This is a genomic window from Pseudomonas sp. Pseusp16 (assembly GCF_047324915.1).
In the GTDB taxonomy this organism is placed as follows: Bacteria; Pseudomonadota; Gammaproteobacteria; order Pseudomonadales; family Pseudomonadaceae; genus Aquipseudomonas; species Aquipseudomonas fluorescens_CD.
The window spans coordinates 6,415,932-6,439,530 of the sequence record NZ_CP168522.1 but is presented as its reverse complement, the minus strand read 5'-3'; the positions used below and the strand labels follow the sequence as shown (position 1 = coordinate 6,439,530).

Annotated in this window: 17 protein-coding genes; 11 read left to right on the top strand and 6 right to left on the bottom strand. The window is 59.3% G+C overall.

Annotation, left to right across the window (positions count from 1 at the left end):
- Positions 1-52: 52 nt before the first annotated feature.
- Positions 53-2,788, bottom strand: a complete 2,736-nt coding sequence (gene secA, locus ACEN8Q_RS29220; protein ID WP_413425949.1) for a preprotein translocase subunit SecA — start codon at positions 2,786-2,788, stop codon at positions 53-55.
- A gap of 306 nt (positions 2,789-3,094) precedes the next feature.
- Between secA and ACEN8Q_RS29215 the strand changes: the two genes are divergently transcribed.
- Entirely contained in the window at positions 3,095-3,550 is a 456-nt protein-coding gene (locus ACEN8Q_RS29215; RefSeq protein WP_057396259.1) for a DUF721 domain-containing protein, read from the top strand.
- 133 nt (positions 3,551-3,683) lie between these two features.
- Here ACEN8Q_RS29215 and ACEN8Q_RS29210 read toward each other — a convergent pair whose 3' ends face one another.
- Positions 3,684-5,171, bottom strand: a complete 1,488-nt coding sequence (locus ACEN8Q_RS29210; RefSeq protein ID WP_413425947.1) for a helicase HerA-like domain-containing protein — start codon at positions 5,169-5,171, stop codon at positions 3,684-3,686.
- 188 nt (positions 5,172-5,359) lie between these two features.
- Between ACEN8Q_RS29210 and ACEN8Q_RS29205 the strand changes: the two genes are divergently transcribed.
- From ACEN8Q_RS29205 to ACEN8Q_RS29195, 3 genes are all read left to right on the top strand, one after another.
- Complete coding sequence (locus ACEN8Q_RS29205; RefSeq protein ID WP_413425945.1) at positions 5,360-7,249, top strand: methyl-accepting chemotaxis protein; 1,890 nt, start codon at positions 5,360-5,362, stop codon at positions 7,247-7,249.
- A gap of 198 nt (positions 7,250-7,447) precedes the next feature.
- Positions 7,448-8,560, top strand: coding sequence for a glycosyltransferase family 4 protein (locus ACEN8Q_RS29200; protein WP_413704097.1), 1,113 nt, complete (start codon positions 7,448-7,450; stop codon positions 8,558-8,560).
- Entirely contained in the window at positions 8,553-9,329 is a 777-nt protein-coding gene (locus ACEN8Q_RS29195) for a DUF2334 domain-containing protein (protein WP_413704096.1), read from the top strand. Before ACEN8Q_RS29200 ends, ACEN8Q_RS29195 begins: the two co-directional genes overlap by 8 nt.
- 51 nt (positions 9,330-9,380) lie before the next feature.
- Here the strand turns inward: ACEN8Q_RS29195 and ACEN8Q_RS29190 are convergent, their stop codons facing one another.
- Both ACEN8Q_RS29190 and purU read right to left on the bottom strand, forming a co-directional pair.
- Entirely contained in the window at positions 9,381-9,557 is a 177-nt protein-coding gene (locus tag ACEN8Q_RS29190; protein ID WP_413428828.1) for a hypothetical protein, read from the bottom strand.
- An 86-nt stretch (positions 9,558-9,643) separates the two neighbouring features.
- Positions 9,644-10,492, bottom strand: a complete 849-nt coding sequence (purU, locus tag ACEN8Q_RS29185) for a formyltetrahydrofolate deformylase (RefSeq protein ID WP_007993692.1) — start codon at positions 10,490-10,492, stop codon at positions 9,644-9,646.
- Positions 10,493-10,828: 336 nt separating this feature from the next.
- Between purU and mvaT the strand changes: the two genes are divergently transcribed.
- Positions 10,829-11,206, top strand: a complete 378-nt coding sequence (gene mvaT, locus ACEN8Q_RS29180) for a histone-like nucleoid-structuring protein MvaT (RefSeq protein ID WP_007933316.1) — start codon at positions 10,829-10,831, stop codon at positions 11,204-11,206.
- 98 nt (positions 11,207-11,304) lie between these two features.
- Here the strand turns inward: mvaT and sbcB are convergent, their stop codons facing one another.
- Positions 11,305-12,735, bottom strand: coding sequence for an exodeoxyribonuclease I (sbcB, locus tag ACEN8Q_RS29175; RefSeq protein WP_413428827.1), 1,431 nt, complete (start codon positions 12,733-12,735; stop codon positions 11,305-11,307).
- Positions 12,736-12,933: 198 nt separating this feature from the next.
- Here sbcB and ACEN8Q_RS29170 point away from each other — a divergent pair, with 198 nt between their 5' ends.
- Genes ACEN8Q_RS29170 through ACEN8Q_RS29155 form a run of 4 tightly spaced genes read left to right on the top strand, consistent with a single transcriptional unit; the run spans position 12,934 to position 17,324 of the window.
- Positions 12,934-13,659, top strand: a complete 726-nt coding sequence (locus tag ACEN8Q_RS29170; protein WP_413704095.1) for an RDD family protein — start codon at positions 12,934-12,936, stop codon at positions 13,657-13,659.
- Positions 13,656-14,633 (top strand): stage II sporulation protein M, encoded by a 978-nt coding sequence (locus ACEN8Q_RS29165; protein ID WP_413425266.1) that lies wholly within the window; start codon positions 13,656-13,658, stop codon positions 14,631-14,633. Before ACEN8Q_RS29170 ends, ACEN8Q_RS29165 begins: the two co-directional genes overlap by 4 nt.
- Positions 14,620-16,164: a DUF4129 domain-containing protein gene (locus ACEN8Q_RS29160; RefSeq protein ID WP_413425264.1), complete on the top strand. Its 1,545-nt coding sequence runs from the start codon at positions 14,620-14,622 to the stop codon at positions 16,162-16,164. The genes ACEN8Q_RS29165 and ACEN8Q_RS29160 overlap by 14 nt, the downstream gene beginning before the upstream one ends.
- On the top strand, positions 16,161-17,324 hold the full coding sequence (locus ACEN8Q_RS29155) for a DUF4350 domain-containing protein (protein WP_413425262.1): 1,164 nt from the start codon (positions 16,161-16,163) through the stop codon (positions 17,322-17,324). Before ACEN8Q_RS29160 ends, ACEN8Q_RS29155 begins: the two co-directional genes overlap by 4 nt.
- 288 nt (positions 17,325-17,612) lie before the next feature.
- Here the strand turns inward: ACEN8Q_RS29155 and ACEN8Q_RS29150 are convergent, their stop codons facing one another.
- A complete protein-coding gene (locus ACEN8Q_RS29150) occupies positions 17,613-20,123 on the bottom strand; it encodes a putative bifunctional diguanylate cyclase/phosphodiesterase (RefSeq protein WP_413425260.1) in 2,511 nt (836 codons plus the stop codon).
- 1,136 nt (positions 20,124-21,259) lie between these two features.
- Between ACEN8Q_RS29150 and ACEN8Q_RS29145 the strand changes: the two genes are divergently transcribed.
- Both ACEN8Q_RS29145 and ACEN8Q_RS29140 read left to right on the top strand, forming a co-directional pair.
- Positions 21,260-22,261 carry an AAA family ATPase gene (locus ACEN8Q_RS29145; protein WP_413704094.1) on the top strand — a complete coding sequence of 334 codons (1,002 nt, stop codon included), beginning with the start codon at positions 21,260-21,262 and terminating at the stop codon, positions 22,259-22,261.
- Positions 22,258-23,589, top strand: coding sequence for a DUF58 domain-containing protein (locus tag ACEN8Q_RS29140; RefSeq protein ID WP_413425256.1), 1,332 nt, complete (start codon positions 22,258-22,260; stop codon positions 23,587-23,589). Before ACEN8Q_RS29145 ends, ACEN8Q_RS29140 begins: the two co-directional genes overlap by 4 nt.
- Positions 23,590-23,599: the final 10 nt, after the last annotated feature.

Below are 23,599 nucleotides of genomic sequence, written 5' to 3'. Positions count from 1 at the left end.
GCGACGGCAGAAGCCGGTCGCGGCGCGGGTATTTCAGCGTTTGATACGGGTTTTACTGAATCTGCCCGTGGCAATGCTTGAACTTTTTGCCCGAACCGCAGTAGCACAGCTCGTTGCGACCCAGCTTCTGCTCGTTGCGAACCGGTGCAGCAGCGAGCGCAACGTCAATCTCTTCGCCCAACACTTCCGGTTGCTCCAGGCCTGGAGCCTCTTCATGCAGGAACTGCATGCGAGCGGCCAATGCCTCGGCTTCCTGGCGCAGGCGCTGCTCCTCCTCGATCGGGTCTTCGCGGCGAACCTGAACGTGGGACAACACACGGATCGAATCGCGCTTGATCGAATCCAGCAACTCGGAGAACAGGGTGAAGGACTCGCGCTTGTATTCCTGCTTCGGGTTCTTCTGGGCATAACCACGCAAGTGGATACCGTGACGCAGGTGGTCCATGGTCGACAGGTGGTCTTTCCACAGGTCGTCCAGAACGCGCAGAACGATTTGCTTCTCGAAGCTGCGCAGCGCTTCGGCGCCCGCCTGGTCTTCTTTCTCGTTGTACGCCGCGATGAGCTCGTTCATGAGCTTCTCGCGCAGGGTTTCTTCGTACAGGTGATCGTCTTCGTCGAGCCATTGCTGGATTGGCAGCGTCACACCGAAATCGCTCTGCAGCGCAGCTTCCAGACCGGCGACGTCCCACTGTTCAGGCAACGATTGCGGAGGAATGTGAGCGCTGACGGTAGCGCTGAGCACGTCCTGACGGAAGTCAGCGATGGTCTCGCCGATGTTGTCGGCGGCCAGCAACGTGTTACGCATGTGATAGATCACTTTACGCTGTTCGTTGTTGACGTCGTCGAACTCGAGCAGTTGCTTGCGAATGTCGAAGTTGCGGCCTTCGACCTTGCGCTGGGCCTTTTCGATGGCGTTGGTCACCATGCGGTGCTCGATCGCTTCGCCAGGCTGCATGCCCAGGGCCTTCATGAAGTTCTTCACCCGGTCAGAGGCGAAGATGCGCATCAGGCTGTCTTCCAGCGACAGGTAGAAGCGGCTGGAACCGGCGTCGCCCTGACGACCGGCACGACCACGCAGCTGGTTGTCGATACGGCGCGATTCGTGACGCTCGGACGCAATCACCTGCAAGCCGCCCGATTCGAGCACTTGCTGGTGACGCTTCTGCCAGTCGGCCTTGATCTGGGCGATCTGCTCAGGGGTCGGGTTTTCCAGGGAAGCCACTTCCACTTCCCAGTTACCGCCCAACAGGATGTCGGTACCACGACCGGCCATGTTGGTGGCGATGGTCAATGCGCCCGGGCGACCGGCCTGGGCAATGATCTCGGCTTCCTTTTCGTGGAACTTGGCGTTCAGAACCTTGTGTTCGATGCCTTCCTTCACGAGCAGGCTGGACATGTGCTCGGAGGTTTCGATGGTGGCGGTACCCACCAGCACCGGACGACCGGCGGCCATGCTTTCCTTGATGTCGGCCACGATTGCCGCGTATTTCTCGTCGGCAGTCAGGAACACCAGGTCGTTGTAGTCTTTACGGGCCAGCGGCTTGTTCGGTGGAATCACCATGACCTGCAGGCCATAGATCTGGTGGAACTCGAACGCTTCGGTGTCGGCCGTACCGGTCATGCCGGACAGCTTGTTGTACAGACGGAAGTAGTTCTGGAAGGTGGTCGACGCCAGCGTCTGGCTTTCGGCCTGGATGTTCAGGTTTTCCTTGGCTTCGATGGCCTGGTGCAGACCTTCGGACAAACGGCGACCCGGCATGGTACGACCGGTGTGCTCGTCGACCAGTACCACCTGACCGTCCTGCACGATGTATTCGACGTTGCGATGGAACAGCTTGTGCGCGCGCAGGCCGGCGTAAACGTGAGTCAACAGGCTCAGGTTATGCGCCGAATACAGGCTCTCGCCTTCAGCCAGCAGGCCGATACGCGTCAGCGTTTCCTCGACGTACTGGTGACCGGCTTCGTTGAGTTCGACCTGACGGGTCTTCTCGTCGATGGTGTAGTGACCGGCCTGGGTCACTTCGCCTTCGACTTCCTCGACGTGCAGCTTCAACTGCGGGATCAGCTTGTTGACCTCGATGTACAGCTTGGAGCTGTCCTCGGCCTGACCGGAGATGATCAGCGGCGTACGGGCTTCGTCGATGAGGATGGAGTCGACTTCGTCGATCACGGCAAAATTGAGTTCGCGCTGGAATTTTTCTTCCATGCTGAACGCCATGTTGTCGCGCAGGTAATCGAAACCGAATTCGTTGTTGGTGCCGTAGGTGATGTCGGCGGCGTAGGCAGCGCGCTTCTCTTCCGGTGGCTGGAACGGCGTGACAACGCCGACCGTCATGCCGAGGAATTCATACAGCGGGCGCATCCAGTTGGCGTCACGGCGGGCCAGGTAGTCGTTCACCGTCACAACGTGCACGCCGTTGCCGGACAGCGCGTTGAGGTAAACACCCAGTGTTGCCACCAGGGTCTTGCCCTCACCGGTACGCATTTCCGCGATCATGCCTTCATGCAAGGTCATGCCGCCGATCAGCTGGACATCGAAGTGGCGCATGCCCATGACACGCTTGCCGGCTTCGCGGGCAACCGCAAAGGCTTCTGGCAGCAGTTTGTCGAGGGTTTCCCCTTTGGCGATGCGGGCCTTGAACTCGCTGGTCTTGGCACGCAATTGATCGTCCGAAAGGGCCACCATTTGCTCTTCGAAGGCATTGACGAGTTGCACCGTCTTGAGCATGCGTTTGACTTCACGCTCGTTCTTGCTTCCAAAAAGTTTCTTTAACAAAGGCGCAAACATATCGGCAGGATCTTCCACACTAAAGGGATGGAGGGCGGCCCCGTGAGTCGCCCGTGCAGCCCTCATGGCCGCATGCGAACGAGCATTCTACCCGGAAACGATGGAGAGGAAAGTGGCGATATTCCACGATGCTGGCACAGCGCTTTGACGGGGCTCACTTAAAATAAGGGCGTTTTGCTCAACTTCAAGCCGTTCAAGGCAGAAGTTAGTTGTTGATTTAATGGGTAAAGCGTCCACAAAAGCAAGGGCGGGTGCATTCGGTGCTTTCTGCTACCATGGCGTCTCTGTTACTTCAGGTGTCTGATCATGGCATTTCGCCCACTTACGGCCAAAGTACCTGCCGTTCTACTACGCGAAGCCAAGCCGCTGAAAGCCATTCTCGGCCACGCTCAACGCCTGGGTCATCTGCAACGTTTGCTCGAAAGCCAATTGCAACCCGCCGCTCGCGAGCATTGCCACGTGGCTTCCTGGCGCGAAGGCAGTTTGTTGCTGATTGTCACTGACGGCCATTGGGCAACTCGCCTGCGTTACCAGCAAAAGCGCCTGCAGCGGCAATTGCAGATGTTTGACGAGTTCAACAATCTCACGCGAATCCTGTTCAAGGTGCAGCCGCCTACCGTCCAGCGGGGCGCAGCCGGGCACACCATGGACCTGTCGAACGATGCGGCCGCGACCATTCAGGCCACGGCCGACGGAATCAGCGACCCAAACCTGCGGGCAGCGCTGGAGCGACTGGCGGCGCACGCCAAAACCAGAACCTGACATCGGACCAATGTGGGAGCGGGCTTGCTCGCGAATGGGTTTACCAGTCGACATTTTCGTTGAATGACACACCGCATTCGTCGGAACGCCGCCCGGAGCAAGCCCGCTCCCACATTGACTGTTTCCGCTCAAGCTAGCGGCGTTTACTGCCGCCCAGTAATGACCCCATCAACCCGCGCACCAGCTGTCGCCCAAGCTGATTGGCCGCCTGGCGCATCGCCGATTTCAACGCCTGCCCTGCCGCCGTGCCAAGGAATTCCCCGGCCTGCTCGGTGAAGCTCGGTTCTTCAGCCACTGGTTTGCCCGGCACCGCTTCAGGATCCGGTGCCAGGCCCTTGCGCCCCATCAGCACCTCATAGGCTGATTCACGGTCAATCGGCTTGTCATAACGCCCCTGCAACGGCGAAGCGGCAATCAGCGCTGTACGCTCGGTACCGGTCAACGGCCCGATCCGCGATTGCGGCGGTGCTACCAGCACCCGCTGGACCATTTCCGGCGTACCTTTTTCTTGCAGGGTGCCGACCAGTGCTTCGCCGATCCCTAGTTCAGTCAGCACCGACAAGGCATCGAACTCCGGGTTTGGCCGGAAGCCGTCCGCTACTGCCCGCAGGGATTTCTGCTCCTTGGCGGTGAACGCACGCAAACCATGCTGGATGCGCAAGCCCAACTGAGCCAGCACGTCATCCGGCAGGTCACCCGGTGACTGGGTAACGAAATACACGCCCACGCCTTTCGAACGAATCAGCCTCACGACTTGTTCCAGACGGTCACGCAATGCCTGCGGCGTACCGTTGAACAACAAGTGGGCTTCGTCGAAGAACAGCGCCAGCAATGGTTTGTCAGCATCGCCCCGCTCAGGCAGTTGCTCGAACAGCTCGGCCAGCAGCCACAGCAGGAACGTCGCGTAGACTTTCGGCGCTTCATGCACCAGACGGCTGGCATCCAGCAGATGAATGCGCCCGCGGCCATCCGCGGTGGGTTGAAGGATGTCTTCGAGTTGCAGCGCCGGCTCGCCGAACAAGGCCTCGGCGCCCTGTTGCTCCAGGGTCGCCAGTCGCCGCAGCAACGCCTGGCTGGAGCCGGTGGTCATCAATGCCGCATCGTCGCCCAGCAACTGGGGGTTGTCCCGCAGGTGATTGAGCAGGGCCTTCAGATCCTTGAGGTCGAGCAACAACAAACCTTCGCGGTCCGCCACCTTGAACGCCGCATACAGCGCCGACTGCTGACTGTCAGTCAGTTCCAGCAGGCTGCCCAGCAGCAGCGGCCCCATTTCACTCAAGGTTGTGCGTAAAGGATGACCGGACTGACCGTGTATGTCCCACAACGTCACCGGATAAGCCTGAGGCTTGTAGTTGAGCCACGGCATCCCGGCAATCCGCTCGGCGATCTTGCCCTGGGGGTTACCGGCGGCACCGAGGCCGCACAGGTCACCCTTGATGTCGGCGGCGAACACCGCCACGCCGGCATCGCTGAAGGCTTCGGCCATTCGTTGCAAGGTGACGGTTTTGCCGGTGCCGGTCGCGCCCGCGATCAAACCGTGACGGTTCGCCAGGCGCATGGCCTGGGCGATTGGCTGCCCCTTGGGATCGGCGCCGATAACGAGTTGCAATGAATCAGGCATTTGGTCACCCATGATTAATCTTTGGTCCTACACGGCCGATAGAAATAACGACAAAGCAGACAGACACGATCTGGTCAGAAATTTCCCTAAGGAGAGTCGGAAAATTCACTTGCTTTCAACCTTGCCCGTTGCGCGTCCCTTCATAAAAGCACGCGCTGGACATAAAGACCTTAGCGGAACCCCAAGCCATGAACAAAAATCTGCGTTTCAGCCATAAAATCCTGCTTGCCGCCGCTCTCATCGTTATTGCCGCCTTCGCCTCATTCACGCTGTACAACGACTATTTGCAGCGCAATGCCATTCGTGAGGACCTGGACAATTACCTGCAGGAAATGGGCAGCGTCACTGCCAACAACATCCAGACCTGGTTGAACGGGCGCAGCCTGTTGATAGAAAACCTGGCGCAAACCGTCGCACTCAATCCCGAGGCGGGCAACGTATCCAGTCTGCTGGTGCAAAAAGCCGTGACTTCGACTTTCATGGGTGCCTACCTGGGCAGCAAGGACGGTTCTTTCATCATTCGCCCGGACAGCAAGATGCCCGACGGCTATGACCCTCGTGCGCGCCCTTGGTACAAGAGCGCCCAAGGCACCAGCGGTTCGGCGTTGACTGAACCCTATGTGGACCTGGCCTCCGGCCAACTGGTGATTTCCATCGTCAATAGCGTGATCAAGGATGGACAGAACATCGGTGTCGTCGGTGGCGACCTGAGCTTGCAAGTGATCGCCGACAGCCTCAATGCGCTGGATTTCGATGGCATGGGCTACGCCTTCCTGGTCAGCGCCGATGGCAAGATCCTGGTACATCCCGACAAAGCGCTGGCGATGAAGACGCTCAAGGATGTCTACCCGCAAGATACGCCCGCGATCAGCAGCGACCTGAGTGAAATCCAGGTCGACGGCAAAACCCGCATCGTGACCTTCACCCCGATCAAGGGCCTGTCGTCGGTCAACTGGTACATCGGCCTGTCGGTCGACAAGGGCAAAGCCTTCTCGAAGCTCAGCGAATTCCGCACCTCCGCGGTTGTCGCGACCATCATTGCCGTGGCCATCATCATCGCCCTGCTCGGCATGCTGATTCGCATCCTGATTCAGCCATTGCACGTCATGACCCGCGCCATGGCCGACATCGCTGACGGCGAAGGCGACCTGACCAAGCGCCTGACCATCGTCAACAACGATGAATTCGGCAGCCTCGGCACCGCGTTCAACCGTTTTGTGGAGCGTATCCACGGCTCGATCCGCGAAGTGTCTTCGGCCACCGGGCAAGTCAACGAAGTTGCCTTGCGCGTGGTCGCGGCTTCCAACTCGTCGATGTTCAACTCTGACCAGCAAGCCTCGCGCACCAGCAGCGTCGCCGCCGCCATCAACCAGCTCGGCGCCGCCGCTCAGGAAATCGCGCGCAACGCCGCTCAGGCCTCGAGCCAGGCCAGCGATGCCCGCAGCCTGGCCGAAGACGGCCAGCAAGTGGTGGATCGCAGCATTGTCGCGATGAATAAGCTGTCGAGCATGCTCAGCGCTTCCAGCACCAATATCGAATCGTTGAACAGCAAAACGGTGAACATCGGGCAGATTCTCGAAGTGATCACCAGCATTTCCCAGCAAACCAACCTGCTGGCGCTCAACGCCGCGATTGAAGCCGCGCGCGCCGGTGAAGCCGGTCGTGGTTTTGCCGTGGTGGCGGACGAGGTGCGCAACCTGGCACACCGCACGCAGGAATCGGCGCAACAGGTGCAGACCATGATCGAGGAGCTGCAAGTCGGCGCCCGTGAATCGGTCAGCACCATGAGCGACAGTCAGCGCCACAGCCAGGACAGCGTGGAAATCGCCAACCTCGCGGGCGAACGCCTGAACAGCGTGACGCTGCGTATCGGTGAAATCGACGGCATGAACCAGTCGGTCGCCACCGCGACCGAAGAGCAGACCGCCGTGGTGGAGTCGATCAACGTCGACATCACCGAGATCAACACGCTGAACCAGGAAGGTGTGGAAAACCTGCAATCGACACTGCGCGCGTGCTCGGACCTTGAGCAGCAGGCGGCACGACTGAAGCAGTTGGTAGGCAGTTTCCGTATTTAGCGATCGAACCAGCCCCTTCACGAGCAGGCTCGCTCCCACAAAGTTGTCACTGAACCTGTGGGAGCGAGCCTGCTCGCGATAGCGGCCTGCCAAACACTACAAAACCCCGCTGACTCCCCCGCCCGCACACCCCCAACCGAACATCTATCCTTCATATAGGTCAACCAAGGGAGTACCGGGCCTGGAGGACCGTTCATCGTGCATATCGCTGACATCACCATGTTCTATGCCCCAGCCAGCGGTGGCGTGCGTACTTATCTGGATGCAAAGCACCGTCGCCTGGGCATCAAGCCGGGCATTCGCCATAGCTTGCTGATCCCTGGACCCTCCTTGAGTGAGCAGGACGGCATCTTCACCGTTCCTGCCCCTGCCCTGCCCTTCGGCAAGGGCTATCGCTTCCCTCTGCGCCTCGCGCCCTGGCGCAATGTCCTGCAAGACCTGCAACCCGATCTGATCGAAGTCGGCGACCCCTATCTCACTGCATGGGCAGCGCTGGATGCGCGGCGCCAACTCGACGTGCCGGTCATCGGCTTTTATCACTCGGACCTGCCGCTACTGGTCCGCAACCGCATGGGCAACTGGGCGACCAACAACGTCGAGGCCTATGTCAGCAAGCTCTATGGCAACTTCGACCGGGTCCTGGCGCCCAGCCGGGTCATGGCCGACAAACTTACCGGGCTTGGGGTCAGGAATGTCTTCGTGCAGCCGCTCGGTGTCGACCTGCAAACCTTCAATCCCGAAGCCAGGGACCCCGGGCTGCGGGCCGGGTTGGGCCTGGACGAAAACACCCGGTTGCTGATCTTCGCCGGGCGCGGCTCCAAGGAAAAAAACCTGCCGGTGCTGCTCGACTGCATGCAACGCCTGGGTCGACGCTATCACCTGCTGCTGGTCGGCTCGTCGATGCCCACAGCCGTGCCGTCCAACGTGACGGTGATCGACGAGTTCTGTCCGGCGGCGCAGGTGGCCCGCCTGATGGCCAGCGCCGATGCATTGCTGCACGCCGGCGATCAGGAAACCTTCGGTCTGGTCATTCTGGAGGCCATGGCCAGCGGCATTCCGGTGGTGGCCGTGGCAGCCGGGGCTTTCGAGGAAATCGTCACCGAGGACTGCGGCCGCCTCTGCGCACCAAACAATCCTGCCGCGATGGCCACCGCCGTTCGAGATTTGTTCGGGTCGGGCACCACAGCGCTGGGTAGACAGGCACGGATACATGTCGAACGGCATTACGCCTGGGACACGGTGGTCAACAGCTTGCTGCGCCACTACCACGCCGTGCTCGGCAGCCAATGGCCACTAACCGCCAATGGTTGAGCCCATGAACAAACCCGGTTTGCTACTGGTACTGCACGATGTGGCACCGCCAACCTGGGCCGATTACCAGCCGTTCCTCAAAGCCATCGACGCGCTGGGTGACGTGCCGATCACCTGGCTGGTGGTACCGGATTTCCACAAACACAACGATCTGGACGCCCATCCGCAATTTTGCCGCCAGCTCAGCGCCAGGGTTGCCCGCGGCGACGAACTGGCACTGCATGGCTACTACCACTGCGATGACGGGCCGATGACCCGCAATCCCCGCGACTGGTTCATGCGTCGGGTCTACACCCACGAAGGCGAGTTTTACCGTTTGTCAGCAGAAGCCGCCCTCGCCCGCCTGCGTTCGGGAATCGAGATGTTCCACCGCCATGACTGGCCGCTGGAAGGGTTCGTCGCCCCTGCCTGGCTGATGAGCCAAGGTACTCGCCAGGCATTGCGCCAATTGCCGTTGAGTTACACCAGCGACTCGCAGCATTTATACCGATTGCCGGATTTCACCGCGATCGAGGCACCCGGGCTGGTCTGGAGTGGGCGCAGTGCCTGGCGCCGGGGCGTATCGAAGCTCGTCAGCGATCGCCGCGAGCACCGCTGGCAGCAGGCCCCGGTGATTCGCCTGGGCCTGCACCCGGTGGACATGCGCCATGAATTCTCGCGCCGATACTGGCTACAAACCCTGGAACGCCTGCTCGACAACGGAAGGGTTGCGATGACCAAGGCCCAGTGGCTGGTATTGCAAAACGACCGACCGGGTCGTGCCGCATGATTCACGGGCTGCTGTTGTTGGGCAGGCCGCTGCTGAAGAAATTGATGAAACTCAGGCTGGCTTGGGTTTGTCCTCGGACTCCTGCTGCAACTTTTCCCACAACTGCGCGGCGTCAGGGAACTCCGTTCCGGTTTCAGGCCCCATGTCATCCGGGTCGTAGCGGCTCAGGCAACCCTCGCCCAGCGTGGCGGGAGCCTTGGATGTGGCTTTGTCCAGTGGATCGGCCATGGTTTTGTCCTCGGTGCAGAAACGGCGAAGGGCCTGAAGCGATTGAACGCCCAGGCCCTTCGAATTTCAACAGTGCCGCAGGTCTGTCAGAAGACGACGGTTTTGTTGCCGTGTACCAGCACCCGGTCTTCCAGGTGATAACGCAAGCCACGGGCCAGCACCATTTTTTCGACGTCACGGCCGAAACGCACCATGTCTTCGATGCTGTCGCTGTGGCTGACGCGCACCACGTCCTGCTCGATGATCGGGCCGGCATCCAGCTCTTCGGTCACATAGTGGCAGGTCGCGCCGATCAGTTTCACGCCACGCAGGGAGGCCTGGTGGTACGGCTTGGCACCGACGAACGACGGCAGGAAGCTGTGGTGAATGTTGATGACCTTGTGCGCGTATTCGCTGCACAACTCCGGCGGCAGGATTTGCATGTAACGGGCAAGCACCACCACTTCGGCATCGTGCTGCTTGACCAGGCGCGAAACCTCGGCGAACGCCGGTTGCTTGTCCTGCGGATTGACCGGGACGTGGTAGTACGGAATACCGTGCCACTCCACCATGCTGCGCAAGTCATCATGGTTGGAAATCACACAGGAAATTTCGCAGTCCAGTTCATCGCTGTGCCAGCGGTGCAGCAAGTCGGCCAGGCAGTGCGACTCGCGGCTGGCCATCAGCACCACGCGTTTCTTCTGTTCGGTATCGGTGATGCGCCAGTCCATCGAGAACTCTTCGGCGATCGGGGCAAAGGCTTCGCGAAACGCTTCGATACCAAATGGCAGGGAGTCGGCACGGATTTCGTGACGCATGAAGAACCAGCCACTGAGATTGTCCGAGTGATGGCTCGCTTCAGTGATCCAGCCGTTGTGTGATGCCAGAAAGTTACTGACTTTGGCAACGATGCCAACACGGTCCGGGCAAGAAATCACCAGACGAAAAGTGCGCATGAGGGGGAAACTCCAGAACTTCGCAAAGGCCGCCATTCTAGCGATTGCGCAGCAAAACTGCAGTATTGTTGACGTTTCGCCCTGCCCGAAGGTCGGTCCGGCAGGGTGGACAGCCCCAGTGCCGGTTCGCCCGGATGCTCTAGCGGTACCGGTCATTTGTTAATTTATGTATATCTGTCAGACCCGGACCACACTAATAAATGCATTACCAATGTACGCCAAAGACACAGCAGTTAAATTAAATAAAGTTGGCCTAAATGTTTACTTGATGAAACACCGTGACTATTATTGCCGCACTGTCACCTGCCATCCAGCGCACAACATAAGGTAGTCCACATGTCCTTGATCAACGAATATCGCGCCACCGAAGAAGCTATCAAAGAGCTGCAAGCCCGTTTGAAGAACCTGTCCCAAGACGACAAACTGCAAACCGAGCTGGAATTCGAAGGCAAACTGCGCACCCTGATGGGTGAATACTCCAAGTCCCTGCGTGACATCATCGCGCTGCTGGATCCAGAATCCAAAACCAAGGCACCACGCGGCGGTGCAGTGAAAACTACCGGCACCAAGCGTGCTCGCAAAGTTAAACAATACAAAAACCCGCACAACGGTGAAGTCATCGAAACCAAAGGTGGCAACCACAAGACTCTGAAAGAGTGGAAAGCCAAGTGGGGCGGTGACGTGGTAGAAGGCTGGGCTACCCTGCTGGGCTAAGCCCCGGAGCTTGTCGCAGACGGAACCGTGACAAAAAATAACGCCAGCAAATGCTGGCGTTATTTATGCGCGGTGTTTTAGCCCCGGCATGTTCGAATTCAAAGACTCAAACGCAGGCGTAGTCCCTGGACATAATCCTGCCACTCACTGAGCACCCCCTGCTGAAACGGAGTAGCACTAACGCTCAATTGGGCCGCGGTCTCTACAAAAACTTCAAGGGTATTTGGTGCCCCCCATTGGGGATCTGACAAACGTTTCTGACAGAATATTCGCCAGCGTTCTTGCTCCTCGGAACTCAACGTATCGGGAAAGTTGCGTGCGCGATATCGAAACAGCAATTCCGGCAGACGTTCGTCATCGAAAGGCCACTGCTCTTGTGCCAATTGCATCGGATCAACGGTTCTGACTTGTTCACACAAGCGTCGATCCCGATCACCGATAAATCCATCATATAACTGTTGCTCAGGATCCTTGCTCTGGGAAAAATCTTCGCGAGCATAAATCGCCAGGATTTTATCCTGCCAAACTTTCCGGGCGTCATTGAGCTGCAACACCCTCTGCTGATAAAGCGCCATATCCAGCCCCAGACGCTGCTGATCTTCCTGGCGAAGTACCGACAACGGGGCCACCACCGGGCACTTGTTGATGTGAATCAGCTTCAACGGCACCGGTAACTCGTCTTCGGCCAGTTCGTCGCGGCGGGTATACAAGCGCTGGCGCAAACTTTCGGCATCCAGGTCGAGCAGGCCCTGGGGATCGAGGTGCAGGTCACAGACAATCAGGGCGTTCTTGTTGCGCGGGTGCCAGGCCAGCGGCAACACCACACCTGCATAGTTGCGCGCGGCGGAAAAACGCCCGGAAACATGCACCATTGGTTGCAGCAGTCGTATCTGGTCCATGACTTTTTGCTTGCTGCGCAACTGAAACAGCCAGTCGTACAGTTTTGGCTGTTTTTCCCTTATCAGGCGTGCAAGGGCGATCGTCGCGCGAACGTCCGACAGCGCTTCGTGGGCATTGCCATGATCGATGCCGTTGGCAGCGGTCAGGCGTTCAAGCTTGAGCGTGACCCGCCCCTCGTCGTCCGTCGGCCAGACGATGCCATCGGGGCGCAAGGCATAGGCAGCGCGCACCACATCGATCAGGTCCCAGCGGCTGTTACCACCCTGCCACTCCCGCGCATAAGGGTCGAAAAAGTTTCGGTACAGGCTGTAGCGGGTCATTTCGTCGTCGAAACGCAAAGTGTTATACCCCGCGCCACAGGTACCGGGTGCCGCGAGCTGGGCATGCACCCGGGTCATGAAGTCGGCTTCGCTCAAGCCTTGCGCCTGCAGTTGTCCGGGAGTGATTCCCGTGATCGCGCAGGCAGCCGGATGCGGCAGGATGTCGTCGCTGGGCTGGCAGTAGAGATTGACCGGCTCGTCGATTTCATTGAGATCGAAATCGGTGCGCAGGCCGGCCATTTGCAATGGACGGTCACAACGGGGATTGATGCCAGTGGTTTCGTAGTCGTACCAGAAGATGGAGGTCACGGGCGATTCCTGAACAGAAGATCGGCAAAGTCTAGGCGTTCACCTCCCGCCCCGGCCAGTAGTCTTGTCATTCAAGCACCTTGCGCGACTCGCCATGCATTACATAGTCATGTCGTTTCCCCCCGCCGCCCCCTCGAATAGGCTGCTAGCATCGAATGGATACACAATCCCGATCCAGGCCACATCGTCAGGTTGCCCATGCTCGAGACCACAGCACTGCCAGGGAATGCGCCGCTGTCACCACCGCTGGATACGCGGTACCAGGTCGAAACGCCGGAGGGCGTCGACCTGCCACTGCGCCCGGCCGGGTTGATGGTCCGTGCGCTGGCGTTCGCTATCGACCTTGGTTTGCGCGGCCTGGTCCTGGGCGTGCTGTTCATTGCACTGGCGATGCTCGGTAAACTGGGGGCCGGACTCGGCTCGATCCTGCTGTTCGTGGTGAGCTGGTGGTACATGGTGCTGTTCGAGGTGCTGAACCACGGCCGCTCGCCGGGCAAGCAATGGATGGGATTACGGGTGGTGCATGACGATGGCACCCCGGTCGGCTGGTCCGCGTCGCTGCTGCGCAACCTGTTGCGCGCTGTCGACCTGTTGCCGTTCGGTTACTTCCTCGGAGCCATCAGTTGCCTGCAACACCCTCACTTCAAGCGCCTGGGCGATATCGCCGCCGGTACCCTGGTGATCTACCGCGAACAATCGCATACCCGCCCCGAACTCCCCGAGGCCCAGCCCCGCCGCCCGGCCTTTGCCCTGACGCTCACCGAACAACGGGCCATTCTCGGGTTTGCCGAGCGCCAGGGCGAACTCTCCCGGGCACGGGCCGATGAACTGGCTGCGATCCTCGCCCAACCGTTGCAAGTCCCGACCCCGCAGGCGGTGACCGAGCTCAACGGCATTGCCCGCGGCTTGTTGGGGCCGACATGAAGCAAAGCCTCTTTGAAAACCGGCACAAGGCCGAATGGGAACAGTTCGCTCATCTGCTCGAGCAATTGGAGCACGACAGGAAAGCCACCGGCGCCGGCAATTTCCCGAGGGACTACCGACGTCTTTGCCAACACCTGGCACTGGCCAGGGAGCGAGGCTACAGCAGTTTTCTGATCGACTCCCTGCAGCAACAAGCGCTGCGCGGACACCAACAACTCTACCGTCACCGTAGCCGTCCGGGCGCCAACATGCTGGCATTCATCCTCGCCGACTTTCCGCGACTGGTGCGCGAACAGTGGCGTTTCGTCCTCGCCGCCAGCCTGATGTTCTTTGCCAGCCTGGCCGGTTTCGCGCTGCTGGTGTACCTGTACCCGGACCTGGTCTACAACCTGATCCCCGCCGAGCAGGTCAGCGAGATGCAAAGCATGTACGACCCCGTTGCCGGGCACCTCGGGCGTACGGCGCAACGAGCCGCCAGCGAGGACTGGGCGATGTTCGGCTACTACATCATGCACAACATCGGCATCGCCTTTCAGACCTTCGCCAGTGGTTTGCTGTTGGGTTTGGGCAGTGTGTTTTACCTGGTCTTCAACGGCCTGATGATCGGTGCGGTGGCCGGGCACCTGACCTACGTCGGCTACGGGCAAACCTTCTGGTCATTCGTGATCGGCCATGGCGCTTTCGAACTCAGCGCCATCGCCCTGGCCGGTGCCGCCGGCCTGAAGCTGGGCTGGGCGTTGGTCGCCCCGGGGCGCCTGCCACGCGCCGAGGCCTTGCGCCTGGCTGCGCGCAAGAGTGTGCTGCTGGTCTGCGGGGTCATGCTGTTCCTGTTGATTGCGGCGTTTATCGAAGCCTACTGGTCATCAAAGACTGGCCCGTCGCACCAGACCAAGTACCTGGTTGGCGCCGCGCTCTGGTTGCTGGTGGTGGTTTATCTCGTGTTTGCCGGACGTCGCCGCCATGCGCCTGAGTGACGCCACGGTGGTGATTCGCCCGCGCCCGACCTGGGAAGCCATGGACCTCGGCGTGCTCCTGAGCCAGCGCCACCGACGCCTGTTGATGACCAGTTGGGCCATGGTCACCTTGCCCGTTTTCGCGCTGCTCAGTTGGGGATTCTGGGATTCGCCCTCTCTCGCCGTGTTCATTTTCTGGTGGCTGAAGCCGGCGTTCGAACGCCTGCCCTTGTACATCCTGTCCAAAGCCATGTTCGCTGAAACACCCTCGCTCAAGCAGGCCCTGCAGCAATGGCCACGCCTGCTCAAACCGCAATTGCTGGCCAGCCTGACCTGGCGACGCCTGAGTCTGCATCGCAGCTTCGCGATGCCGGTGATGCAACTTGAAGGCCTCGATGGAGCGCAACGGCAACAGCGCTTACAGGTGCTGCTGCAGCGAGACGCCGGCGCCGCGCGCTGGCTGACGATCATCGGCGCGCACCTGGAGGGCACGCTGTGGATCGGCTTGATGGTGTTGTTCTATCTGCTGCTGCCACAACAGGTCGCGCTCGACTGGAGTTGGCAGTCGCTGATCTCTGCGGCGAGCCAGGACTGGCGTTGGCTGGAACATCTGACCAACGCCTTTTATGCACTGGTGCTGGTGGTCTGGGAACCGATTTATGTCGCCTGCGGTTTCAGCCTTTACCTGAACCGGCGCACCGTGCTGGAGGCCTGGGATATCGAACTGGTGTTCCGTCGCATGCGCCAACGCCTCACCAGTGCAGGCGCGGCCCTGTTGATCGCCGTGATCTTGCTGAGTCCGAGCACACACAGCGTATGGGCCGCCGAACCGGCCATGTCACCCGACAGTCCACGCTTGCTGGACCAGCCCCTGACCAGTCAGGCCTCCAGGGACGGCATCAAGACGATCCTCGAACAGCCGCCCTTCAAGAACCGGGAAACAGTGACGCGCTACCGCTTTGGCGAAGACCGGCCAAGCGCTGAAACCCGGGACGACGGCAAGACACCGCAATGGTTGAAGGCCCTGCTCAAGCTGCTTGAGGGGCAACGCTTCGGGGCATTGGCGAGCCTGATTGAAATCGTGCTGTGGGGCACCGTCATCGGAGCCATCGGCCTGTTGATCTGGCGCTATCGCGACTGGTTGCAAGCTTTTGTCAGCCGTCGACCGCCCGTCGACATAAAAACCGCGCGGCTGTTACCGCAGCAGGCGTTCGGCCTGGACCTCAAGCCCGAGTCCCTGCCCGCCGACATCGCCACCAGCGCTGAAAGTCTCTGGCAGAGCCATCCGCGCGAAGCCCTCGGCTTGCTTTATCGCGCCCTGCTCAGCCGCCTGATGCACGATTTCAACATCGCACTCAAGGCCGCCGATACCGAAGGCCAGGTACTTCAGCGCGTTGAGCTGTTACAGCGACCGGCCCTGCTGGCGTACAGCAAAGATCTCACCGGGCACTGGCAAAACATGGCCTACGGTCATCGCCTGCCACCCGCCCAGGTGCAGCAGGAGCTGTGTAACGGCTGGCGTATTCTGTTCGGCTCGGAGGCTGTCCGTTGAATCGGCGCCAGGGGTCGATAGCCGGGGCGTTGATCGCCGTGCTGCTGGCTGCGTTGAGTGTTTATCTGTACCTCAAGGCCACCCCCTACCAGAGCGTAATCGACCACGGCCCCTCCCCCGAAGCCAAGGCCAACCCTTATCTGGCGGCGGAACTCTTTCTGCGCAAACAAGGCCTGAGCGTCGACCACGCCAATGGCCTCGACATCCTGCCCAGCCTCGACCCGACTCAACACAGCCTGCTGTTGCTCGGTGACCGCTACAACATGACTCCACGGCAGGTCGACCAGGTGATGAACTGGACCCGGGCCGGCGGGCGGCTTCTGTTCGTCGCCGAATCACTGTGGGATGAAAAACTCGGCCACAGCAACGACCTGCTGCTCGATCGGGTGCAAGTGCACCAGTTACTGAGCAAAGACCTCAAGGCATCGCCACCCAATGTCGGCGAAGATCCGTACCCGCAACTGACCAAGCTCTACCTGGAAGGCGAAGACGCCCCGGCCTATGCCGGTTTCGATACGGCGTTCCATCTCGAAGACCCGAAAAACCTTGCCCAGGCCTGGGCCAACAGCGCCATGGCCACGCACATGATGCAGCTCGATCACGGGCTTGGCTCGATCATCGTGGTCACCGATGCCGACTTGTGGAAAACCCCGGCCATCGACCGGTACGACAACGCCTGGCTGCTCTGGTACCTGACCGCCGACACCCGCGTGACACTGATCTTCAACACCGATCACGACAGCCTGCCGACCTTGCTGCTGCGTTATTTTCCCCAGGCGCTGGTCGCGTTGTTCGCCTTGATCGGCCTGGGGTTCTGGCACTTTGGCGTGCGGCAGGGACCATTGCAGGAGCCGGCACCGAAAGCACGCCGGCAACTGCAGGAGCACCTGCGCGCCAGTGCCGATTTCCTGTTGCGATGCAACGGTCAGGCCGGCCTGCTGCAAGCCTTGCAGCAAGACATCCTGCGGCGTGTGCGGCGTCGCCATCCCGGCTTTGAACAACTCGGCGTTGCCGAACAATGGCTGGTGCTCGCACGCCTGACCGGCCAACCCACACGCGCTATCAGCCAGGCCATGAGCCCGCGACCGCAGCAACGGCTTTCCAGCGTTGAATTCAGCCGTCAGGTCGCCCATCTGCAATCCTTGAGGAACGCCTTATGATCTGACACCTTGCAAGCGTTAGATTCCCATTGTTTTAGAGGACAGCCCCTTACGAGCTCATAGCCTGAGATGTTGTTCAAGGAGCGAACTAATGGCCCTGAATCTGTTAAGGCAGACTAAAGGGATGGAATGTCTGGTCAAGCAGGGGATGGCAGATGGAGCTTCCTGCCAGCTGTTCGAGGCTACCTCCGGCAATTGCGGGTGCGAGCCATATTTGAGTTGACCTCTCATCGTCCGCATTGGGTTGAGTCCACAGCCGAAAGCGGACGTTCCCAGGCAACTGCGAAGTTATGGCGATTTAGTCTTGGTCCGTAGGAAATCAGTGCTCGCCATTAATCTTTCGTGAACATACTCCTCAAATTGTTCGGCTGGCAGTGGCGGGGAAAACAGGAAGCCCTGGTAGGTCTGGCAGCCATGCTTGACCAGAAAGGTGCGCTGAGCTTCTGTCTCCACACCTTCTGCAATCACCGAAAGCCCCAATATCTGGCTCAGGCTCACAATCGCGCAGGCGATGGCGGCGTCGTTGGGATCAACCAGCACATCTCTGATGAAGGACTGGTCAATCTTGAGTTGATCCAGCGGAAGGCTCTTCAGGTATGACAGTGACGAGTAGCCGGTTCCGAAATCATCCAGCGAAAGGCCTATGCCAATCTCTTTCAACTCGATCATTTTGGCGACAGTACCTTCCATATCCTCTATCAGCAGGCCTTCGGTCAGTTCCAGTTTCAATTTCTTCGGATCGGCCCCCGTGTGTCTCAGTACTTGCAGTACCTCCTCGACGAAGTCCGGATGGTGAAACTGACGGGCGCTGACATTCACAGCCATACCCAGTCGGGCGGTTTCCGAATGCTTTGCCCAGGCAACCAGCTGAGTACAGGCTGTCTGCAGCGCCCAACGGCCTAACCGCAGAATCAACCCCGTTTCCTCTGCCAATGGAATGAACTCGCCTGGAAACACGACTCCGCGCTCAGGATTGTGCCATCTCATCAGTGCCTCTGCGCCAATGATACGGCCCTCACTATTCACCTGCGGCTGGTAATGAAGAAGGAATTCGTTGTCCTGCAAGCCTTGGCGCAAGTCTACTTCCAGCCTGGCGCGTGCCGTGGCAACCGCCTGCATTTCCGGATCGAAGAAGCGCATGGTATTGCGGCCCGCCGCCTTGGCGCGATACATCGCCAGGTCAGCGCGCTTCATAATATCGTCCACTGTGCTCAGCTGCCCCTGGAACAGCGCAATGCCGAGGCTGGGGGTGCTGTGGTGCTCATATCCATCCAACTGGTAGGAAATATTCAGAGAGTTGAGAATCTTTTCGCCAATAGTCTTGGCCTGGATAGCCGCTTCTGGAGGATTCTCATTAAGGCCATCCAGCAGGACGACGAATTCGTCTCCGCCCAGGCGAGCCACGGTGTCGCTCTCGCGTATGCAGCCGCAAAGGCGCAGAGCAACTTGCTGCAGCAACATGTCGCCTCTGTCATGCCCCAGCGTGTCGTTCAGTGCCTTGAAGTTATCCAGGTCAATGAGAATTATCCCGCTCGTATGCAGGCTACGGGAGCTGCCCGCCAGCAGATGCTGTAACCGGTCCAACATGAGCCGCCTGTTGGCCAGCCCGGTCAACTGATCGTAGAAGGCCAAACGCTGGACCTCTTGCTCTGCGGTCTTACGGTGGGTGATGTCAGTATTGATCGACAGAACGGACTGCGGCTGGCCATCATCGTCTCGCACCAGGGTTCGATGACTTTCGAGTGTGATGGTGCAGCCATCCCGGCGTCGAATTGTAACTTCGTCCGCCCAGTCACCCGTTTCTATCAGGCTGTTAGTGGCCGCATTGAAAGCGGCGCTACCCTGGTAGATCAACTCCTGTGCCGATTTGCCAAGTGCCTCCTCCTTTGACAGACCGTAGAGACGCTCGGCACTTTTGTTCCAGTACAGGATGCGGTTATCCATCCCGTGAACGACAATGGCGTCCTGGGCCTTGTCCAGCAGAGATGCTTGCTGGCGGGCCTGCTTCTCGCTTTCGCGCAGCACTGCCAGATAACCTTCCCTTTCGGCTGCTTGCGACTCCATTTCGCGCCTGATCTTGCCCCCGTAGATAACGGCCGCACTGACCATCAGTAGCACGAACACCATGATCGCGTATTCGACCCGGCGCAGTTCTTCGACCGACTCAAGCTCCTCCTCCAGGAGCTTGCTTTGAATCAGGCCAACGCGATCCCGCACAGTACTGAGTGAGGCGAGCAACAGGGCAAACTTCCTGTCCATCGTTGCCATGCGTTTGCCGGCATTATCCGACTGCCCCTCCCTGAAGTAGGAAAAGATCAGCAAGGCCTCGTTCACCATTTCGACCATCGCAGCATCAATTGCACCCACCTCATCCTTCAATGCAAGGGTAAAGGCTTGTATATCTGCACTGTGTTCAGCCTCATTGGCGATCCGTACCTCCAACTGTTTTTTGGCCATTGCCAAATGCTCGTTGAAGGCGCGCAAGGCTTCATCCATGTTCCGCGATTCGGCTTCAACATTATGTGTATCGAACACATTATTGCCCGGCGCATTGACTGTGGAAGCCAGGCTGCCCAGCGTTGAATAGCTCGACAGCTGTTGGACCCACGACTGGTTTGCCTTGATGGAGCGGTGATAGGTATCGACGATCAGGTGATTCAATAGCACGCTCAGCACAACAACCAGCACGTCGAACCCCGCAAGAAAAAAGTACATGCGGTGCCATTTGGTCGAGCGCGGCTTATTTGAACGGGTGGGTATGTCTTGCTTTGCGGCGCTTTTATTCCTGAAAAAATCCATTTCACAATCTCCAAACATAATCCTTCTAAATTGGCCAATAGAAGCGGTATTCGGAAACCTATTAACCTTTTGTGCCGACACCTGAACCTGAGAACACACCGCACGTAGCATTAGCCAAATTTTTTCTCTGTTCTGGATTCACGCTGGTTTTCGTGAGCGAAGCTCCCGAGACAAGCATTAGCTACCGAAGCTATACGTCTTAAGTGTCACGCCAACCAACCATTCGACACTAAGCAATGCATTTGGCGATGCTAATTTCATGGTGAAATTTTTTACCCTCGGAAGCAGTCTCTTAACATTTCAGCGATAAAACGAAATCATCTTCATTTGCTGTGTTTGAGATCATCGTTTCAGGTAACGATTCTCCTCGCTCTCCATTGTAGAACTGAACGTCGGCAATCACTTTTGCCAGATGTTCTGTTCCTTTCAATTTCCTCAGCCTCTTTCTGCGCCTCTGGCGAGCGTGCAGACCTTGGCCAGCATGTCTGGGGTGAGCATATCCCCGCTTTCGCAGTGCCCGGCCGCACCGTAGCGAAAGTCGATTCGATCCTGAGTGATCCCGACAGATCCAGTCCAAACCCTGCGCCTGCAGGTGCAGGGTTTGCTCCATGTCTTGCCGAGTGCCGTTGCGGATTTGCGCCCCTGAACTGGATGCTTCACGCAGCATAGTCGGGTGACATAGGGCACGTTGCGGGTCATTTCCGCGCAGCCTGCCGGACTGCCTGAATAGTTTCGACAGCAGACCAAGCATAGCCACTAATTTGCCATTATTCTGTTCGCCGACTGCTCCAGGTCGGTAGCAGCCCTTGATGGTCGGCAGCTTTTCAACCCAAAGCAGCCCTCCGAGAAGGGCTGATATCGGGCAACAGCAGACTTCTGCGATGAAAAACTCTCCTAACTATGTCACCCAACCTGCATATGGAATGCACTACCTCAAAACATAACTGGCCGTCATGGCCTAACCTCGACTTCAGACGAACGCTCAAATGAGGGTTGCCAGGGGATCTTAATGAGGCAGATTGGCAGTCACTCACTCGTTCCACGCGTAAAAAAATATGTGAAAAAAGTTAGATTAGATAAGTGACTGATTTATGGAAGATAAAACAAATATAACTGTTAACGAGGCTCCGGAACCCATGAGTCAACCGATCGAGCCCGACGTACCGAGCCATGCCGCTCAACAACGTCAGCGTGCCAGCCACCTGGCGCAGGCCGTACGCAATGAACTGCAAAAAGCCTTGATCGGCCAGGACAGCGTGATCGACGACGTCCTGACTGCGCTGATCGCCGGCGGTCACGTGCTGCTCGAAGGCGTACCGGGTTTGGGCAAGACCCTGTTGGTGCGCGCCCTCGCCCGCTGCTTCGGCGGCGAGTTTGCGCGCATCCAGTTCACCCCGGACCTGATGCCCAGCGACGTCACCGGGCACGCGGTGTACGACTTGCAGACCGAGCAATTCAAACTGCGCAAAGGCCCGCTGTTCACCAACCTGTTGTTGGCCGACGAAATCAACCGCGCCCCGGCGAAAACCCAGGCGGCGCTGCTCGAAGCCATGCAGGAACGGCAAGTCACCCTTGAAGGCCGTCCATTGCCGATTGGACAACCGTTCATGGTGCTCGCCACTCAGAACCCGATCGAACAGGAAGGCACTTACCCGTTGCCGGAGGCCGAACTCGACCGTTTCATGCTCAAGGTGCGCATGGATTACCCCGGCGCCGAACAGGAGCTGAACATGGTCCGTCAGGTCAGCCGCTCGACCCGGGCCGACATGCTCGATGTCCAACCGATGCGCACGTTGTTGCAGGCCAAGGATGTACTGGCCCTGCAACGTATCGCCAGCGACCTGCCGCTGGACGATCAGGTGCTCGATTACGCCGTGCGCCTGGCCCGCTCCACCCGCAACTGGCCCGGCTTGATCCTCGGCGCCGGGCCACGCGCGTCCATCGCGCTGGTGCGATGTGCCCGGGCCCGTGCGCTGCTGCGCGGTGGTGAGTTCGTGATTCCGGATGACATCAAGGGTTGCGCACTGGCCGTGCTGCGTCATCGTGTGCGCATCGCACCGGAGCTGGATATCGAGGGCCTGGATGTCGATCAGGTGCTCCGGCAGTTGCTCGACCAAGTGCCGGCGCCGCGCCTGTGAAACCGTCGCGTCTGATGCTCGTCTGGCTATTGATCCTGCTGGCCTGCGGCATTGTGTCGGGCACATTGCAAGCACTGGAGTTCACGGTTCCGGCGAATCTCATGGCGATCAACTGGGGGTTGCTCCTGGCGCTGCTAGCCCTGGCCCTGTTGGATGCTGTTCGCGTGAAGCACCTGCCATCGCCCCGGCTGAAGCGCCAGTTACCCGGCAGCCTGGCGCTGGGCCGATGGGGCGAAGTGCAACTGACCCTTGAGCACGACTTTGCCCAACCGCTGAACGTACAAGTCTTCGACCATGTGCCAGCGGGCCTGAGCTTCGAAAACCTGCCACTGTCAGTCGAGTTGCAACCCGGCCAGCACAGCCTGGCCGGTTATCGCCTGCGTCCGCTCAAACGCGGTCATTTCAGCTTCGAGCGCTGTGAAATCAGCCTGCCAAGTCCCTTGGGGCTCTGGTCGGACAGACGCTTGCTCGAGCTGCCCGACGCCACCCGCGTCTACCCCGACTTCGCCCGTCTCTATGAAGGGCAGTTGCTGGCGGTGGATAACTGGCTCAGCCAGCTTGGCGTACGCCAGAAACAACGACGGGGCCTGGGCCTGGAATTTCATCAATTGCGCGAGTTTCGCGAGGGCGACAGCCTGCGCCAGATCGACTGGAAAGCCACCGCCCGCCAGCGCACACCGATTGCCCGGGAGTACCAGGACGAGCGCGACCAGCAGATCATCTTCATGCTCGACTGCGGCCGGCACATGCGCAGCCAGGATGATGAGCTGTCGCACTTCGATCACGCCCTCAACGCCTGTCTGTTGCTCAGCTACGTCGCGCTACGCCAGGGCAACGCGGTGGGCCTGAGTACCTTTGCCAGCGAACAGCCGCGCTACCTTGCACCAGTAAAAGGCACCAGCCATCTCAACACACTGCTCAACAGCGTTTATGACTTGAACAGCACCCAACGCAGCGCCGACTATCAAGCAGCGGTAACGCAACTGCTGGCACGGCAAAAACGCCGGGCGCTGGTGGTGTTGGTGACCAACCTGCGGGATGAGGACGACGATGAGTTGCTCTCGGCAGTAAAACGCCTGAGCCAGCAACATCAGGTGCTGGTCGCGAGCCTGCGCGAAGAGGTGCTCGACACCCAGCGTCAGTCACCGGTGCAGACTTTGCCCGAAGCGCTGGCCTATTGCGGGACCGTGGACTACCTGAATGCACGCGCCGAACTCCATGAGCGCTTGAGCGCTCATGGAGTACTGGTGATGGATGCGCGACCCGGGGAGTTGGGCCCGGCCCTGGTGACGCAGTATTTAAGCTGGAAGCGGGCCGGAGCTGCGTAGGCATCTGGCG

Excerpts from the sequence above, each read along its gene's own strand:
- ACEN8Q_RS29165 (WP_413425266.1), top strand. The coding sequence starts at position 13,656 with ATGAAGCAAAGCCTCTTTGAAAACCGGCACAAGGCCGAATGGGAACAG.
- ACEN8Q_RS29195 (WP_413704096.1), top strand. The coding sequence starts at position 8,553 with ATGGTTGAGCCCATGAACAAACCCGGTTTGCTACTGGTACTGCACGAT.
- ACEN8Q_RS29150 (WP_413425260.1), bottom strand. The coding sequence starts at position 20,123 with ATGGATTTTTTCAGGAATAAAAGCGCCGCAAAGCAAGACATACCCACC.
- secA (WP_413425949.1), bottom strand. The coding sequence starts at position 2,788 with ATGTTTGCGCCTTTGTTAAAGAAACTTTTTGGAAGCAAGAACGAGCGT.
- ACEN8Q_RS29190 (WP_413428828.1), bottom strand. The coding sequence starts at position 9,557 with ATGGCCGATCCACTGGACAAAGCCACATCCAAGGCTCCCGCCACGCTG.
- ACEN8Q_RS29215 (WP_057396259.1), top strand. The coding sequence starts at position 3,095 with ATGGCATTTCGCCCACTTACGGCCAAAGTACCTGCCGTTCTACTACGC.
- ACEN8Q_RS29205 (WP_413425945.1), top strand. The coding sequence starts at position 5,360 with ATGAACAAAAATCTGCGTTTCAGCCATAAAATCCTGCTTGCCGCCGCT.
- purU (WP_007993692.1), bottom strand. The coding sequence starts at position 10,492 with ATGCGCACTTTTCGTCTGGTGATTTCTTGCCCGGACCGTGTTGGCATC.
- ACEN8Q_RS29210 (WP_413425947.1), bottom strand. The coding sequence starts at position 5,171 with ATGCCTGATTCATTGCAACTCGTTATCGGCGCCGATCCCAAGGGGCAG.
- ACEN8Q_RS29170 (WP_413704095.1), top strand. The coding sequence starts at position 12,934 with ATGCTCGAGACCACAGCACTGCCAGGGAATGCGCCGCTGTCACCACCG.
- ACEN8Q_RS29145 (WP_413704094.1), top strand. The coding sequence starts at position 21,260 with ATGAGTCAACCGATCGAGCCCGACGTACCGAGCCATGCCGCTCAACAA.
- mvaT (WP_007933316.1), top strand. The coding sequence starts at position 10,829 with ATGTCCTTGATCAACGAATATCGCGCCACCGAAGAAGCTATCAAAGAG.
- ACEN8Q_RS29160 (WP_413425264.1), top strand. The coding sequence starts at position 14,620 with ATGCGCCTGAGTGACGCCACGGTGGTGATTCGCCCGCGCCCGACCTGG.